The sequence below is a fragment of the Flavobacterium sp. TMP13 genome, assembly GCF_050847115.1.
Classification (GTDB): Bacteria; Bacteroidota; Bacteroidia; order Flavobacteriales; family Flavobacteriaceae; genus Flavobacterium.
In genome coordinates this window covers 1,138,734-1,156,087 of the sequence record NZ_CP193656.1, presented here as the reverse complement: position 1 = coordinate 1,156,087, position 17,354 = coordinate 1,138,734, and the positions used below count along the sequence as shown (strand labels likewise).

Genomic DNA, 17,354 nt, shown 5'->3' with positions numbered 1-17,354 from the left:
CCGCAATTCAAAAAATGAATAACATACAATCTTAAATTGCTTCAAATAATTTTCCTGGCAGCGGTCGAATGACACCTTTGAGTTCCATATTGACTAAAATACCCGCTATTTTATAAACAGGCAACTCGCATTGTAACGCAATGACATCTAACAATTCTTTGCCTTTTTGAAGTAAGTAATCATAAATTCTTTGTTCTTCGGGTTCTAATTCTACAAACAACTGTTTTTGAATAGGTTTGCTCTTTTCTTGAATATCCCAATTGAGCATGTACACCAAATCGGCTGCCGAAGTTAAGACATTGGCTTTTTGAGTTTTAATTAAATTGTTACATCCCAAACTGAATTTATCTGTGACACGCCCTGGAACGGCAAACACATCTCGGTTGTAATCGTTGGCTAAATTGGCTGTTATGAGCGAACCTCCTTTTTCGGCCGATTCTATAACTACTGTTGCTTCTGAGATTCCAGCTACGATTCGGTTGCGGCGCACAAAATTTTCTTTATCGGGATTCGATGAACTCCAAAATTCAGTCAAAAATCCACCATTTTCCTCCATCTTAGCTACATACCTTTTGTGCACTTTCGGATAAACCTGATTGAGACCGTGTGCTAAAACCCCAATAGTTTGCAAACCGAACTCCATCGCTAGTTGGTGTGCGACGATGTCAACTCCATAGGCAAATCCACTTACGATTATCGGATTCAATGGTGCCAAATCTTCGATTAATTTTTTACAAAAATCGGTACCATAACTTGTAATTTGTCTGGTACCAACAATACTTATTATTTTACGATTGCTAAAGTCCAAATTGCCCGATGCAAAAAGTAAAACAGGAGCATCAATGCAATGTTTCAGTCGTTCGGGATAGCTGTCTTCTTTTAAAAAAGAAACTGCAATATTATTTTTACGAATATAATCAAGCTCTTTTTGAGCCTTTTCAAAAACAGAAGTCACTTTTAAATTGTTTACTAAAAAAGAACCTACGCCATCAATAGCAGCAAGATGGTTTCTTTTCGTTTCGAAAACAGCTTTAGCAGTACCACAATGCTGCAACAATTTTTTAGCCATTATGTCGCCTATACCATCTACACGAAGTAAAGCCAACGTATAATACAATTCTTCTTCTGTCATAAAAATCAGTTTACTTTATGCCTTATTATTTACTTAAAAATTCCGTCAAACTAAATCAAAATTAAATCTTCTAACAAATAAATTGGCAATTATTTACGTAAATTCTTATAAAAATATTAATTATGCTCTTGTTTATCTTTACTTTTCAACAACTTGTAAATATTCAACTTATTGAGCTTGAATTGTCTATAAAATTAACCGAATTGTTAATAAAAATTGTGAATAAAATTTTGATAACTATTCTTCTTGCCTAACTTTGTTACTATGAAAATTGAACAATACATCTCTCAGTTATTATATCGTTATCAGTGCGTAACGGTTCCTGGATTCGGCGCTTTTTTAACCGAAATTCAATCGGCACAGCTTAATGAAAGCTCGAATTCGTTTTTTCCTCCAAAAAAGACGATCTCGTTTAACGGTTACTTAAAAAATAACGATGGATTGTTAGCCAATCACATTGCTCAGGCAGAAAAAACTTCTTATGATTACGCCGTAAGCGCTATTGGTCATGAGGTCTTGTCTTGGAAGAAAGAATTGGAACAAAATGGAACTTTATTTATAAAAAATATCGGTGAATTGCGTTTGAATGCAGATCACAATATCATTTTTACACCAAGCGATCAACACAATTATTTGACCAGTTCTTTTGGTTTGAGTCCGTTTGTTTCCCCTTTGGTGCAAAGAGAGGTCTTTGAACAAAGAATAGCTACTTTAGAACCAACGATTACAGAAACTGAAGTTATTGAATATTTTTCTGAAGAAACTAGCAGATCTGGCTCTTTCTTAAAATACGCTGCCATTTTTGTTTTAGGTCTTGCCGTTGCTGGAGGTATTGGTTACCCAATGTATCAAAACCAAATTGCATCACAAACTATTGTGGTTGAGAACGCGGTTCAAAAACAAGTTCAAAATAAGATTCAAGAAGCAACTTTCTTTATTAAAAATCCAATGCCAGCAGTTACTTTAACTGTGGCAGAAAAAGAAGAAAGCAAGTCGTATCATATTGTTGCAGGTGCTTTTAGAAGTGAAAAAGGTGCTCAAAAATTATACACCATTTTGATTAAAAATGGTTTTGAAAATGCCAAATGCATCGAAATGAACAAGTACGGATTGTATCCCGTTTTGTACGCAAGTTACGCGACAATGCAGGAAGCAGAACGTGCACAACGTGAAATTCATAAAGCAGAAAATCCTGAGGCTTGGATTTTAATTGAAAATCTATAATAACATTTAATAAGTAAAATTATGTGTGCAAAATTAAATGCTTTTATTGTTGCTTGCTTTTTAGTTATTTCGATTCCTTCTTTTGCTCAAAAGGTTGATGCTGCTAATCCCGAAAATACCGCGATTGATCAAAAAAGAGAGCAAGCAAAAAAAATGGAATCGTACCAGAATAAATTTAAAGCAGAAAAGTCTGGTTTTGCAAAGCGAGAAAAGGAAATTAAAAAGCACGAAAAAAGTTTAAAAAGTGCACAAAAAAGTATCGACAAAACGTACAAAAAGATTGAAAAAGAGCAAAAAAAGAATGAGAAATTACTTTTAAGAATTAGTACCAATTTTGATCTTGAAAAAATTCAAAAACTTAAAATAAGCTCTAAGAAATCGGAACTTGAAATTGAAAAATTAAAGTTGAAAGTACTCGAACAACAGAATGATTTAGAGAAAATTGCTAAACGTTTTTAATACAAAATCCGATTCGAAAGAATCGGATTTTTTTATGTATTCATACTGGCTTTAAACATTTTGAGTTCAAACCAACTGAATTGATCTCCGTGTTTTTCTTTCAATCCACCCAACGATTCTTCTTGATAAAATTTAAAAGCTTCTCCTATTTCTAGAATCTTAGCTGCTGGCAAAATTTCGGAAATTTGAATTGATTTGGATTGAATTAGTTTGACTATATGTAATTCTATTGTTTCTATCGTTAGTTTTCTTACTTCGGCGATTGCTTCAATTGAAATTTTCTCTTTCCACAAATCGAACGTTTCTTCCACCGTGGATTTTTTAACTGTTTTTTCTTTAGCTTTAGCAGAAGTATAACGAATTACTGGCTCATCTTCTTGCAATAAATCGGCATTTTCAATTTTGAATTTCTCTCGAATTGCAGTTGTTTTTCTAGCTAAATAGCTTTTAATTTCAGGAGAAGTCAAGTTCTCTTTCGAAATAGTTTCACCCGCAACAACAATCTCAATGAGCAATTTGGCTTTCATCAAACGCAAGATAGCTTTGGTTTGCACCTCTTCTAGAAAAGCCAATTCATCATAAAAAGCTTTGACTTTTTTCTTTCTTTGAATTTCTTCAATTTTATACAACAGCTCATATACTAAATTATCTAAGGCATCAAAGAAATAAGCATAGGCTGCAGTCATTCTTTCAGCCACGTAAATTAAATCTACAGTCTCCTGGCTGAACACCCGATTCAACTGCACTATGAATTTTCGAGCAGGTTCTACCAGCCCTTCCATGACTAGGAATTGCTTTTTCGCCCAATCTTCATGCTTGCCTTTTTCAGAAGTTTCAGACTTTTCTTGATAGCTGTATAAATGATTCCTCCATTCTTGCGTCAAATTTGCCCAATCAAAACTGACTGCCAAATAGTTATGAATAAAATTCTTAGTTTCAAAATGCAACGAATGTTCTAAAACTGCAGTTGATGCTTTATGTTCGGCGTAAGCCATGACATCTAGATCATTTGAAATTCCATTCATTCGCAACGGAGAGAGCAAAATAAGCCCTTCTAAAGAACGTAAACGTGAAAAAGCAACATATGCTTGTCCCGGTAAAAAAACTTGCGATACATCAAGCGCAGCTTTGTCGAAAGTTAAGCCTTGACTTTTGTGCACCGTAATTGCCCACGCCAATTTAATTGGATAATGCACATACGTTCCTAAGACTTCCTCTTCTACTTCCTTCGTTAACGCATTGACCGTGTACCTAATATTCTGCCACTCGTATCTTTCGACCTCAATGGTTTTATTTTCTTCTGGAAAATGAACCATAATTTCGGCACTCGAAAGCGACTTTACAATTCCCATTTTTCCATTAAAATAATTCTTCTCAAACGACGTATCGTTTTTTACAAACATTACCTGAGCACCTACTTTTAGCTGCAATGTACCTTCGACTGGATATATTTTCTCCGGAAATTCGTCTACAATACTTGCAAAATAAGCTGCTGCCTTTCCTTTTAAGTCGGTTAATGATTTTTTATTGGTCTCATCTGCCTTGGCATTGTGCGTGGTAAGCGTAATGTATCCTTCGTTTTTCTTTAAATCAAAATCAGGTTGCACATACTTGTTGAGCACTGCAATATCAGTAGCTGTAATTTCATTATTTCGAAGATTATTTAAAATCGAAATAAAATGATCGTCCGTTTGTCTAAAAATCTTATCCAATTCTATGTATAAAGGCGGATATTGTTGCACAACATGCGAATGAAAAAAGAATTTTCCTCTGTAATAATTTCTCAGCGTACGCCATTCTTCGTCCCTAATTACGGGTGGCAATTGTAGTAAATCGCCAATAAATAACACTTGAACTCCGCCAAAAGGTCGTGCATTTTTTCGAACGGTTTGTAGCATAAAATCCATAGCGTCTAACAAATCAGCACGCAACATACTCACTTCGTCTATGACAAGTAGTTCCATGTTTCGAATTACTGCACGTTTTACGTTATTCATTTTAAAATGACGTCGTAAAGTTTCCTTACTTTCAAATTTTACGTTTTCGGTAAAAAGAGATTCTGCTTGCGCCGTTGGAATAAAGCCAGAGAAAGGCAGCTGAAACATCGAGTGAATAGTTACTCCGCCAGCATTTAAGGCCGCAATTCCTGTTGGAGCCACCACTACTGTGTTCTTGTGCGTTGTGGCTATAATTTCCCGCAGCAGCGTCGTTTTACCGGTTCCTGCTTTTCCAGTAAGAAATATGGAGCGCTGTGTTTGATTGATAAACTGCAACGTATAAGAAGCTGCTTGAGAGAGATCTTGCATTTGGCGTGTAAATTAAAAACCGAAAGTTACTAAATAAAGCATCATTTAAAAATAGCTTCAATCGACTGCTGGGCTAAATCTAAATAAAAAAAGCCTAAATCGTTTACAGATTTAGGCTTTTTAGCTTACAGTTATTTGAACTTATTATTTTTTTGTAGCAGTAGAATCTTTTGCTTTATCGTCCGCTTTCGATTCTAATTTTTCACCCGCTTTATAATTCTCATTCAATTGCTTAATAATTTCTTTTGTAATGTCGTATTTGTCTTCTGCATATAAAACAGTCGCTGCATCACCAGTTCCATAAATATAAGAATATCCATTTTTTTTACCGTAACCTTTAATGAATTTTTTTACACCACTTACTAATGAATCCATTTCGGCACCACTTTCTTGTTGCAACTGTTGCGCCAATTGTTGTTGCGCGTATCCTAATTGTTGTTCTCTTTTTTGAAGTTCAGTTCCTCTTTTCTGAGCCCACTCTTGACCGTTTGCTTGTGCTTGACTTTGAAAACTTGCAGCATCTTGTTTGAATCGATTTATTTCTGCTTGTAATTGTCTTCCTTTTTCTTCTGCTTGAGTTTTGTATTTTGATTCCAAATCTTTGGCTTCTGTATATTCTTTCATTAAAAGCGAAGTGTCTACGTAAGCTGTTTTTACTTCCTTAACTTCTGCTGGTTTGTTACACGCTATAACTGAAATCGAAAGTGCGATAATTACTAATGCTTTTTTCATTTTGATAATTTCTTGTTTTTATAGTATTGATGACAAAAATATAAAAAAATAGATAGCCTCAACATAAAGTTTGAAAAATGCTACTATTTTTATGTTATTAGTTTTTGCTATTGAAATTCGTAATCTGATCATTAATATTTATTAATATTGACGCGTTCCTGTTCGTTTTAAGCTATTTTCAGAAAAGGTCAAGGTGTTTTGTAATAACAGCCGTAAAAATAGCCTAAAATTAGCGTCAAAATCGATTCTATTGGTTTTTCAAGACATAAATGTGCGAAGAATACTCTCCACTTTCTTTTGCTTTCCAATTCGACTGCAATCCGACCTTTACGGCATTCCAATAATTCATTTTACCACTTTTATATTTTTCTGAAAGTAAGCTTACATAAAACGAATCAAATTTCATTGGCAACACTTTTTCTAATTTCATTTCAACTTTAGAAAAAAGTTTTGAAATGGCTGTTTTTGAAAAATGCCAAAAATGAATTGGCACATCGTATGCTGCCCAATATTCTTTGTAATGTTTTGCATCGTAGGATTTAAAATTTGGAACAGCAACAAGTAATGTTCCGTTTGGTTTTAACAACCGTTTCAATTCTTGAATTTGTAAATCTAAATCGGGCACATGTTCTAAAACATGCCACATAGTAATTACATCAAAAGAACTATTTTCTAAGCTTTTTATCTGTTCCACGAAAGTAATTCCTTTTCCAATAGCAATTTTCTTTGCTCTTGGGCTTGGCTCCACTCCTACCGTTTGCCAACCATTTTCTTTTGCAACTAATAAAAAATCACCCGTGCCCGCACCGATGTCTAAAAGCAATCCTTTTTGTGGTTGCTCCGTATTTATCAGACTCAATTTATTTTTTAGCGCAATACCCTTTACCAAATGATATGCTTTTTCAAAAAGAGATCGTTTGTTATCGGTGTGCGAAATGTAATCTTCACTTTCGTAATATTTACTCAAGACATTTTCGTTTGGTTGTGGCGAGGTAATCAGCATGTCTAAATTCGCATCGTAATGCAAATCGAACAGCTCTTGTGATACCGAGTGATCTTTTACCGTAAGGAACTTTTTTTTATCAGATAGATTCATTGATCTAAATTAGCATTTTGAGGTTAAGTACAATTAAATCCTAAAGGTGAAAATTCACATTTAGGGCTTTGTTTTTTTTGATGTTATATAGGTGTTGCTATTATTTTAAAAAATAGTTTCACGTGGAACAATTTTAATAATTATCAGTGTTTTTAATAATGACCGCGACCAGTTCAAATAGTAATAAAATTTTGAAAGAATTAATTTCACAGCTTCAAAAAAGCAGCAAATGAACGCTAAAGAACCAAACTTTTAAAACGGATAACTTCAGTTATCTTCCCATATAAATTAGCAACACTGAAATATCACTTGGTGAAACACCACTAATTCGCGAGGCCTGCGAAATAGTTACCGGACGTATCTTTTTTAGTTTTTGCTTTGCTTCAATGGACATGGATTTAATTTTATCGTAGTCAAAATTCTCAGGAATCTTTACTTCTTCAAGACGAGTTAACTTATCCGCATTATTTCTTTCCTTTTCAATATAACCCGAATACTTCACCTGAATTTCTGCTTGTTCTAAAATCTCCTGGTCCAAATTGTGAATTGTCACATATTCTTGAACCTTTTCGAATTTCAAAATATCTTCCAATTCGATTTGTGGACGCGAAAAAACTTTAAACATCTTATCTCCTTGTGAAATTAAAGCGGAACCTTTGGCCTCCAAAATAGGATTGGTTTCGGCAACCGAAATACTCGTTTCTCTGAAGAAAGAAACCATATTTTCAGATTGTTTTAATTTGTGTTCCATTCTTCTCAATCGCGCTTCCGAAGCCAAGCCAATTTCATAAGACATCGGCGTCAATCTAAAATCGGCATTGTCTTGACGAAGCAATGTTCTGTACTCTGCTCGTGAAGTAAACATTCGATACGGCTCTTCGGTTCCTTTGGTTATTAAATCATCAATTAAAACTCCGATATACGCTTCGTCTCGTTTTAATATAAAAGGAGCCTTTTCATTAATTTTCAAGTGTGCATTTATTCCTGCCATTAAACCTTGAGAAGCGGCTTCTTCATATCCCGTCGTTCCATTAATTTGCCCAGCAAAATACAAGCCTTCCACTAATTTAGTTTCCAAAGTATGTTTCAATTGCATCGGTGGAAAATAATCGTACTCGATCGCATATCCTGGTCTTAGAAATTTTACTTTCTCAAAACCAACCACGGAGCTCAAAGCTTTGAACTGAATGTCTTCTGGCAGCGAAGTCGAAAATCCATTTACATATACTTCGCAGGTCTTCCAACCTTCTGGTTCCACAAACAACTGGTGTCTTTCTTTATCCGCAAAACGATTTATCTTATCTTCAATCGACGGGCAATACCTTGGACCAATACTTTTGATACGACCGTTGAACATTGGCGAACGGTCAAAACCTTCTCTTAAAATATCATGAACATCTAAAGACGTATAGGTCATGTGACACGATCTTTGTTGCTCCAAAGGTTTGGTCAAATCAGAATAAGAGAATTTTTGCGGTACAGCATCTCCTTTTTCTTCATTCATTTTTGAGTAGTCTAAAGAACGACCATCTACTCGAGGCGGCGTTCCCGTTTTCATTCGACCCGATTCAAAACCAGCTTCAACCAAATCTTCGGTAATTCCGTATGCTGCACTTTCACCAGCACGTCCTCCACCAAATTGCTTTTCTCCAATATGAATCAACCCATTTAAGAAAGTACCATTGGTCAAGACCACCGATTTAGAACGAATCTCTAAACCCAACGACGTTCGAATTCCTTTTATTTTTCCACCTTCAATAATAAGACCTTTTACCATCTCTTGATAAAAATCTAAATTTGGCGTTGCTTCCAACATCAAGCGCCACTCTTCGGCAAATCGCATGCGATCACTTTGAACACGAGGCGACCACATTGCAGGACCTTTAGACTTGTTCAACATTTTAAATTGAATAGCTGTGCGGTCTGAAACAATTCCGGAATACCCACCAAGGGCGTCAATCTCTCTAACTATTTGTCCTTTCGCGATTCCACCCATTGCAGGATTACACGACATCTGCGCAATGTTCTGTAAGCTCATTGTTACCAATAAAGTTTTAGAACCTAAATTTGCCGCCGCCGCCGCAGCTTCCGATCCAGCGTGTCCTGCGCCAACTACAATTACATCATATTCTTCTAAAAACATATTGTTTTTCTCTATTATATAGAAGCGCTGTCGTAAAAACAGTCTTCAAATTAAATTAGTACTATCTTGTTCCACGTGGAACAGTATTTATTACAAAGTCAAGCTTTACAAATTGTTCCACGTGAAACAAAACTTTTTATAAAGCCAATCTTGAAATGATGTTCCACGTGGAACAGTAAAAGGGAAAGGGAATAATTAACTACAGTTCCACGTGGAACATTGCTATTTTCTCATCTTCTTTCTTTCGCATTGAAACAGCTTCTTCTTCTGATTTATCTTTGTAGCCGCAATAATGTAGAATTCCGTGTGCTAAAACTCGCAGTAATTCCTCTGCAAACGAAACATTAAAATCAGTTGCGTTATCTTGTACTCTTTCAACCGAAACAAATATATCTCCGTTCAACTCATTGCCTACCGAATAATCAAAACTGATAATATCCGTTAAGGTATCGTGGTTTAAATATTCAAGATTGATTTTGTGCAAGTACTCGTCATCGCAAAAAACATAACTAATCTCTCCTTCCTTCTTGTTTTCCGAAGCTATAATAGCTGAGATCCATTTTTCATAAACAGATTCATCGCTTAATGTAAAGTCGGTCTCGTAATTAAAATTGATCATTTTTTATTAAAATATTCTTGAACTTTTTGATTAAAATTCGACTGCAAAGGTAGTGATTGTCTGTTTAATATTTCTACGCTATTTAAATAATCTAAAAGTGAGGCAGGCAAAGCTTGAGCAGGATTTCTAAATTCAGATTTATTAGTGTTGGCATTTCTTTTTGAATCCTCTCCTTGTTGCTGTATCGCATTGTCCAATTTTAATAATTCTTGCTGAATATTTAATACTCTGTGCAAATTCTCATTCTTAAAACCTTTGTTTAATAACTGCTTCTCTAGCTGTTTCATTTGCTCCACCGCATTCTGCCCATTTGGATTAATTCCTTGCCTGGCCAACTCCTTCTGCAATGCTTCTCTCAATTCAACTTGCTGTTTGTAAATTTCCATAATTGCTTCTGCATTTCCTTCACCATCTTCTCCTTCTCCTTTTTGCTTTCCATCTTTAGACTTTCCGTTTTTCTCGCCTTCATTTCCAGCACCGTCCTTGCCTTCTTGTGTCCCTTGTTTGAGTTTTTCTCCAAGTCCTTTTTGTTTCTTAATAATATCTGGCAACTGCATACCGTCATCGTCTTGCCCAGGTTTTGGTTTTCCCTCTCCTGAACCTGACATTTGATTTTGCATGTTACTTAACAAATCACTTAAAAAATCCGCAAGTCTATTTGATGCAGAAACTGCATATTGCTGGTGCGAAACTCCCTTAGGAACTTGCACCTCGACTAAAGATTCTAAAGCGTTATCAATATTATATTGCACATTGCCTATTTCCTTTGTCACTTCTTCAGCAACTTTAGGATTCCGTAAAGACAAAGCGAACAAACTATCATCCACATGTCTGAACTGTTGTTTGAGGTTTTGCTGCACTTTTATATTTCTACTGTAAGCAGAAGAACCCAGTTTCATTCCTTTAAACTGTAACATGACCGATTCTTGAGATAAAGAAAAAGCCAATAGGTTATCGAGCACCTGACGCAACATTGCAATATCTTCTTGCATTTGTTCTTGTTCACCACCCGCCATGCTTTCTTCCATTTTACGGCCCATTTCCTTCATCTTCTTTGCAGCACTTTTCTGTTTTTGCTTTGCCGAAGCCGTATTTTTCTTTTCTAATTCAGCAGATGCTTTTTGTAAATCACTGTTTATTTCCTTTTCTTTCGCTACTTCTTTAGGCAAATCTAAAGGCGCCTTTAAAGAACCATTTTCCTTTTGAAGCGATTTTAATTCTTCTTGGATCTTCTCAAAGGCCTTATTAATTTCATTTTGCCTCTCAACAACATTCTCTTTGTCTTTGTTCGAAAGTTGTTCTTGCTTATTGGATAATTTACTCAATTGATCAGCCAACTGCTCTGCTTTTTTATTTACATAATAACGTTTAGTCAACTCTACCAATTGTTCCAAATTTCGGGATTGGTTTTTGCTCACTTGTTTGAACTTTTCTAACTTCTCAAACAAGTCTTGATTGTCTAACTTCTCATTTAAGTTTTTAAGCTCCTCCAATAATTTCTGATTTTTCTCAATGTCTTTATCGGCATTTTCCAATCGCTTTTGCAAATTTTCAATCCTTTCATCTTTTTTTGAATCCTTCATTTTATCCAAATTCTGATTCAACTTCTCCGCAAACTCTTGCATCATTTCGTCTTGCTTTTCCTGACGTTTAATAAACTCATTTACTTTCTGCTGCTCTTTAAAGTCAAGATTGTCTTTCTTTTTACCAAGTTTTTCAAGTTTATCCAATTCTGAGAATTGCTTATTTTGATTTTCTAATGATTTTGACAAACCGTTAATTGTATTATTCTGCTGTTCTAAATCCAAATGATGCATTTCATCTGCGGTCGATACACGATCAGAAAAAACAGCGGACTTAACACTTTTAAAATTATGCGGCGCATCATTGTCAAAAACCTCAAAATAATAATCATAACTAACACCACTTCGTACAGGTAAGTTACTCGGAAAAGAAAATACAAATTGATCATAAACAGCATTCTTTATTGCTAAGATTCCACGTTTCGCTGTCTGTGGTTTGCTTCTTTCGTAATAGACAATTTGTACTTTTGATACACCATAATCATCAGAAACCTGACCCAACAAATATCCTTTGTCCAGCTTTAAACTATCAGGTGCGGCGTTAATTTGTATGCTAGGAAACTGATCTTTTACTACCGTAAGCTGATAAGATAACTTTTCATAGTTTTTTATGGAGTTATTGGAAGTAACAATTTGATATTCTGTGTTTTGACTGATGTTTTTAGCTAAAACAAAGCTATTATCAGATTTAGCGAAAGGAAAAGAAGCTTTACCTATTTCTAAATCAATATTTTGAGTTGATTGCGTATTCATTTTCCAAGTCACACGGGTTCCTTCAGGAACAACGGCGTTCCCAGATCCTTTTACAATTTCAGATTTCCTGCCTAAGTACAAAGGGAAATTTAAAATCATATCAAAATTAGCAATGGTAGGAACTGTCACTACTTTTAGCACATACCCATTGGACGCAATTGAATTTGCCTCAAACGTAAAATCAACATTCTCCCTTGGCTTCTCTATCTTAAATTCAAACCGACCTGGTTTAAAACTTTCCATGAAATAGGACTCGGAACCAATTCGAATGCTCACATTTTCGGGAACAATGTTTCCTTTAGTCTCCATCACAATAAGAAAGTCTTTGTGTTGTTCTGTTTGCAAATTTTTATTTAAAACTACGAACTCAAAAGGAGCTGGCGGCAGAAACACAGCATTAAAATGTACTACTCGATTCAGACTTTGCGAAACCACACCACTGTTTCCTGAAATGTAAAAAGCAAAAAGAATCAAAAGCGGAATCAAAGCTAACGGTAAATATTTCTTATTCGTTTTAAAATTTACTGCATTACTAAACGGCACTAATTGTAATGAATTTGCCTTCTGCTCAATAGAAGCCAATAATAGTTCGGACTGATCTGCATTATTTTCAGCAGAAGACAACTGTAAAAAATTAATCAACTTGTCATTTACCTCACTAAAATGATTTCCTATTATTATACTAGCTTCCTTATAATCGATTCCTTTTTGTAGTTTCAATAACTTAAAAATTGGAAATACTATAAATCGTACCAGCAGCAAAATTTCAACTGCAATAAAAATCCAAAATAAAAAAGTACGAGCCACTGGTTGTAGCCATAAAAAATACTCGACGAACACAGTCAATATTAAGTACAGCAATCCTAAGCCGATAAACAAAAGTATGCCTCGAATTAATTCATTGGTATAATATTTCTTTATAAAGTCTTCTAATTTTTGGTAAATCGAATGTGTCGAATTCAAAATAATTTGTACTTAAATTTATAACCCATAAATGTAATAATTTTAATTCTATAAAAATTGATTGCAAAACGCACTAATTAGACAACAAGCCACTAATGATCTCGTACCAACCTTTCCCTCCTATTCTAATTAGAATTGTATCTTTGTAACAAAATTCTAAAAAATGTCTAAGCAAGTTCGTGTGCGTTTTGCACCTAGTCCAACAGGTCCTTTACATATTGGTGGTGTTCGTACTGCCCTATTCAATTATTTATTTGCCAAAAAAAATAATGGCGTATTCTACCTTAGAATCGAAGATACTGATCAAACCCGTTTTGTTCCTGGAGCTGAAGCTTATATTATGGAAGCGTTGGAATGGTTGGGAATTGCTCCTGATGAAACAGTTGGTAAAAACGAAAAATTTGGTCCGTATAGACAAAGTGATCGCAAGGCAATTTATCAAAATTACGCCGACGATTTGATTCAAAATGGTTGGGCCTATTATGCTTTTGATACTTCAGACGCTTTGGATGCGCACCGAAAACAACATGAAGCTGATGGTAAAACATTTATTTACAACCATCACAATCGTGAAAAATTAGATACTTCTTTAGTTGGTAGTAAAGAAGAAACTGCCGAAAGAATTGCCAATGGTGAACATTACGTTATTCGTTTTAAAACTCCAGTTAATGAAACGTTAGTGCTGCAAGATATTATTCGTGGAGAAGTAAGATTTGATACCAATCTTTTAGACGATAAAGTATTGTTTAAAAGCGACGGAATGCCAACGTATCATTTGGCAAATATTGTTGATGATCATTTAATGGAAACTTCGCACGTAATTCGCGGTGAAGAATGGTTGCCATCTATGCCCTTACACGTTCTGTTATACAGAGCATTTGGTTGGGAAGCTCCAGAATTTGCACATTTACCTTTAATATTAAAACCTGTCGGAAACGGAAAACTTTCAAAAAGAGACGGTGACAAACTAGGATTTCCTGTGTTTCCTTTAGAATGGAAAACCGAAGAAGGAGTATCATCAGGATACAGAGAAAAAGGATTTTTTCCGGAAGCAGTTATAAACTTCTTGGCCTTATTGGGTTGGAACGATGGAACAGATAAAGAATTATTTTCTTTAGAAGAACTAGTAGCCGCCTTCGACTTAAACAGAGTACATAAATCTGGAGCCAAATTTGATCCAGAAAAAAACAAATGGTTCAACCATCAACATTTGATGATGCAAAATGATACTGATTTAGCAGAAAATTTTGCTGGTATTTTAGAAACAAAAGAGTACGCAAAATCGTATTCGTTTATAGAATTAACTCGCATCGTTTCTTTAATTAAAGAACGCGCTCATTTCGTCTCTGAATTTTGGGAGCTAAGCGACTTCTTTTTCCTTGCTCCAACTTCATACGATGAAAAAGCAACTAAAAATTGGAAAGAAGAAACTCCAAAATTAATGCACGATTTAATTTCTGTCTTGCATACAATCGAAGATTTTAGCAGTCAAAATATCGAAACAATAGTAAAAGAATGGATGATTACTAACGAAATTGGAATGGGGAAAGTGATGCAACCATTTCGTTTAAGTTTAGTCGGAGCTTTAAAAGGTCCTCACCTATTTGACATTGTTGAAATAATTGGAAAAGAAGAAACTACCTCAAGAATTAAGAAAGCAATAGCAAGTTTATAACCTCCGTTAAAAAAAAATACAAAAGCCAAGAAATCTTTACATTAAGAAATCTTGGCTTTTTTTATAAAATGAATTTAATACGTAAAGAAGAAAGAATTTTCGTAATTTGACCTTTTCTAAAACCTAATTAAAAACAATTATGATTCCATTAATTATTATAGCATTTATTGCTTTCTTTATCTTGATGTCTTCGTTTTTTACAGTGAAGCAACAAACCAGTATTATTGTCGAACGTTTCGGAAAATTTCATAGCACCAGACAATCAGGATTGCATTTAAAAATTCCGATGATTGATAGAATTGCAGGACGCGTTAATTTAAAAATTCAACAATTGGATGTTGTCATTGAAACTAAAACAAAGGATAACGTGTTTGTTAAACTAAAAGTTTCAGTTCAATTTATGGTGGTAAAAGATACCGTTTATGACGCATTTTACAAATTAGAGTATCCACACGACCAAATTACGTCTTATGTATTTGATGTTGTGCGTGCAGAAGTGCCAAAATTAAAATTAGATGATGTTTTTGAGAGAAAAGATGATATTGCAGTTGCAGTAAAGAGAGAATTGAACGAAGCAATGACTACGTATGGTTACAACATCATTAATACCTTGGTAACGGATATTGATCCAGACATTCAAGTTAAAAATGCGATGAATAGAATTAATGCGGCTGATAGAGAAAAAACGGTAGCTGAATTTGAAGCAGAAGCATCGAGAATTAGAATCGTTGCAAAGGCTAAAGCAGAAGCAGAAAGCAAACGTTTACAAGGACAAGGTATTGCAGATCAACGTCGTGAAATTGCAAGAGGATTAGTAGAAAGTGTAGATGTTTTAAATAAAGTAGGCATCAATTCACAGGAAGCTTCGGCTTTAATTGTAGTAACGCAACATTATGATACGTTGCAAGCAATTGGTGCGGACTCTAATTCTAACTTAATTTTGTTACCAAATTCACCACAAGCAGGAAGCGAAATGCTAAATAATATGGTCGCATCGTTTTCGGCATCCAACCAAGTGGGGGAAATGATGAAGAAAACTAATAGAAATAAACACGAAGAAAAACCTCGAGAAATTCAGCATGGTTATGATTATGATACTTCAGAAACGGATAAAGACGAAGACGAGGAACATAAAAAATAGTAAAAAAGAGGCTATTAATTTAGCCTCTTTTTTTATTTATAAACCAACCTATAACATATGGTATTGCCATTTGTAGTAGTTTGCTGTAATTATTTGCAAAGTAATCAGTGTAGGAACTTAATAAATTTGACACTACATTTTGTGGTGACAAACTCTGTTTGGTTTGTTGCAAACTAAGAATTAACTTTTGATAACTAATTTCTTTTTGAAGTTTTAAAATTTCTAATTCATTTTCTATCTCTGCGTACGATGTATATTTTTTTACGTTCATAACTTAATCATTAAAAAAGATTTCTGAGAATTTTTCAAGAATTGGTCCTTCCACCATTTTATCTTTTATAAAAAATAATAAAACACCTACTACCAAATACATCCCTCCTACTGATAGAAATCCAAAGGTGTAACTATCCAAGGCTGCGCTAATTGCAAATGCTAAAGCTAACGAAGCAAATACTAAGACCATAGAAAGACACAAACCAATTAAAACAAACTTAAAAATTAAAGTAGTTGATTTCATCGCAACTTTAAAACCCCACAATTTGTAATAGGCAAGATGACTTTCAAAATAAACTTTGGCTTGATCTTGAATAGTATCTGTATGCCCTTTTAAATCTTCAAAAGCCATAAATCCATTTTATAAGGTTATTAACAAAACAAGCATAAAGTTCGCTAATTGTAGTTCAGTTTCCTTAATAAATCAAAGAAAATTAAACCTACAATTAGCGAACTTTGTGCTTTTGAATTATAGTTTAAGTATTAACGCTGTAATTTTGCGTTTTTAACCTTTAAATCGGCGAGTTTTGATTCTAAGAAAGAAATAACATCCTCAGTTTTATGACTCATATTCGAAAGTAAATCTTCATAAGTTTCTTCTGCGTCTTTTTTTGCAGTACTTAATTTTCCACGCAATGCTTCAGCGGTTGCTCCTAAAGTATCTTTTAAACTGTGCGCAGTATCATCATAACCCTCTTTTAAACGTTTTCTCGTTACTGTGCCCTTATCTGGTGCTAATAAAATTCCTACTGCTGCTCCTATTGCAGCACCTGCAACAAGCGCTAATACTGTTATTCCTGTATTTTTTGACATAATATTTAAGTTTTAAGTACCTAATAAAGGTAGGGAAAAATAAGCTTGAAAAAGTTGATTACTCAATCGTTAGCTAAAATTTAACAAGTATTATCTAATTTTATATAAATAACGTATCGTCGTCCGTTTTGTAATTCATCGTGGATAGCAATTCGCTATAATTTGCTTTCGGATCCTGTTTAGCATAATTTAATTTTTCTTGTAAAGCTTGAGCGGTCGTTTGTAAATTTTCTTTTAATTTCTGAATTGAATCGTCTACACCTCCCTTTACGCGTTTCCTCGTAAGAGATCCTTTCTCTGGCGCTAGTAAAATTCCTATTCCAGCTCCAATTGCAGCGCCTGCAACAATAGCCAATAGTGCTATAGTATTATCTTTTGACATGATTTTAAAATTTAAGTACTTTATAAAGATACCTAAAATTCATTTGCAAAATTTTGAACG

General features: G+C 34.4%; 15 protein-coding genes. 4 read left to right on the top strand and 11 right to left on the bottom strand.

The window, feature by feature from the left end; genetic code table 11:
• Positions 1 to 31: 31 nt before the first annotated feature.
• Entirely contained in the window at positions 32 to 1,132 is a 1,101-nt protein-coding gene (gene dprA, locus ACRASX_RS05075) for a DNA-processing protein DprA (RefSeq protein ID WP_432222636.1), read from the bottom strand.
• Between the two features lie 264 nt (positions 1,133 to 1,396).
• Here dprA and ACRASX_RS05070 point away from each other — a divergent pair, with 264 nt between their 5' ends.
• Positions 1,397 to 2,356, top strand: coding sequence for an SPOR domain-containing protein (locus ACRASX_RS05070; protein WP_432222635.1), 960 nt, complete (start codon positions 1,397 to 1,399; stop codon positions 2,354 to 2,356).
• 21 nt (positions 2,357 to 2,377) lie between these two features.
• Positions 2,378 to 2,815 (top strand): hypothetical protein, encoded by a 438-nt coding sequence (locus tag ACRASX_RS05065; RefSeq protein ID WP_432222634.1) that lies wholly within the window; start codon positions 2,378 to 2,380, stop codon positions 2,813 to 2,815.
• A gap of 32 nt (positions 2,816 to 2,847) precedes the next feature.
• Here the strand turns inward: ACRASX_RS05065 and ACRASX_RS05060 are convergent, their stop codons facing one another.
• The 6 genes from ACRASX_RS05060 to ACRASX_RS05035 all read right to left on the bottom strand — a co-directional run bounded on the left by ACRASX_RS05060 (position 2,848) and on the right by ACRASX_RS05035 (position 13,010).
• Positions 2,848 to 5,121, bottom strand: coding sequence for a helix-turn-helix domain-containing protein (locus ACRASX_RS05060; RefSeq protein ID WP_432222633.1), 2,274 nt, complete (start codon positions 5,119 to 5,121; stop codon positions 2,848 to 2,850).
• Positions 5,122 to 5,265: 144 nt separating this feature from the next.
• The gene (locus ACRASX_RS05055; RefSeq protein WP_066312184.1) at positions 5,266 to 5,853 is read right to left on the bottom strand and encodes an OmpH family outer membrane protein; all 588 of its coding nucleotides are present in this window, start codon (positions 5,851 to 5,853) and stop codon (positions 5,266 to 5,268) included.
• A 247-nt stretch (positions 5,854 to 6,100) separates the two neighbouring features.
• On the bottom strand, positions 6,101 to 6,949 hold the full coding sequence (locus ACRASX_RS05050; RefSeq protein ID WP_432222632.1) for a class I SAM-dependent methyltransferase: 849 nt from the start codon (positions 6,947 to 6,949) through the stop codon (positions 6,101 to 6,103).
• A gap of 271 nt (positions 6,950 to 7,220) precedes the next feature.
• Positions 7,221 to 9,092 (bottom strand): tRNA uridine-5-carboxymethylaminomethyl(34) synthesis enzyme MnmG, encoded by a 1,872-nt coding sequence (gene mnmG / locus ACRASX_RS05045; protein WP_432222631.1) that lies wholly within the window; start codon positions 9,090 to 9,092, stop codon positions 7,221 to 7,223.
• A 199-nt stretch (positions 9,093 to 9,291) separates the two neighbouring features.
• Positions 9,292 to 9,711 carry an rRNA maturation RNase YbeY gene (gene ybeY / locus ACRASX_RS05040; protein WP_432222630.1) on the bottom strand — a complete coding sequence of 140 codons (420 nt, stop codon included), beginning with the start codon at positions 9,709 to 9,711 and terminating at the stop codon, positions 9,292 to 9,294.
• A complete protein-coding gene (locus tag ACRASX_RS05035; protein WP_432222629.1) occupies positions 9,708 to 13,010 on the bottom strand; it encodes a DUF4175 family protein in 3,303 nt (1,100 codons plus the stop codon). The genes ybeY and ACRASX_RS05035 overlap by 4 nt, the downstream gene beginning before the upstream one ends.
• 163 nt (positions 13,011 to 13,173) lie before the next feature.
• Between ACRASX_RS05035 and gltX the strand changes: the two genes are divergently transcribed.
• Both gltX and ACRASX_RS05025 read left to right on the top strand, forming a co-directional pair.
• Positions 13,174 to 14,685: a glutamate--tRNA ligase gene (gltX, locus tag ACRASX_RS05030; RefSeq protein WP_432222628.1), complete on the top strand. Its 1,512-nt coding sequence runs from the start codon at positions 13,174 to 13,176 to the stop codon at positions 14,683 to 14,685.
• A gap of 139 nt (positions 14,686 to 14,824) precedes the next feature.
• Positions 14,825 to 15,826, top strand: a complete 1,002-nt coding sequence (locus tag ACRASX_RS05025; RefSeq protein WP_066312172.1) for an SPFH domain-containing protein — start codon at positions 14,825 to 14,827, stop codon at positions 15,824 to 15,826.
• Positions 15,827 to 15,845: 19 nt separating this feature from the next.
• On the opposite strand, the gene ACRASX_RS05020 is transcribed toward ACRASX_RS05025, so the two are convergent.
• The 4 genes from ACRASX_RS05020 to ACRASX_RS05005 form a co-directional block, all read right to left on the bottom strand.
• Entirely contained in the window at positions 15,846 to 16,097 is a 252-nt protein-coding gene (locus ACRASX_RS05020) for a DUF6327 family protein (protein ID WP_432222627.1), read from the bottom strand.
• Positions 16,098 to 16,100: 3 nt separating this feature from the next.
• Positions 16,101 to 16,451, bottom strand: coding sequence for a competence protein (locus tag ACRASX_RS05015; RefSeq protein ID WP_432222626.1), 351 nt, complete (start codon positions 16,449 to 16,451; stop codon positions 16,101 to 16,103).
• Positions 16,452 to 16,582: 131 nt separating this feature from the next.
• Positions 16,583 to 16,912 (bottom strand): YtxH domain-containing protein, encoded by a 330-nt coding sequence (locus tag ACRASX_RS05010; protein WP_066312166.1) that lies wholly within the window; start codon positions 16,910 to 16,912, stop codon positions 16,583 to 16,585.
• A 100-nt stretch (positions 16,913 to 17,012) separates the two neighbouring features.
• Positions 17,013 to 17,294 carry a YtxH domain-containing protein gene (locus ACRASX_RS05005; protein ID WP_066312159.1) on the bottom strand — a complete coding sequence of 94 codons (282 nt, stop codon included), beginning with the start codon at positions 17,292 to 17,294 and terminating at the stop codon, positions 17,013 to 17,015.
• Between the last annotated feature and the right edge of the window lie 60 nt (positions 17,295 to 17,354).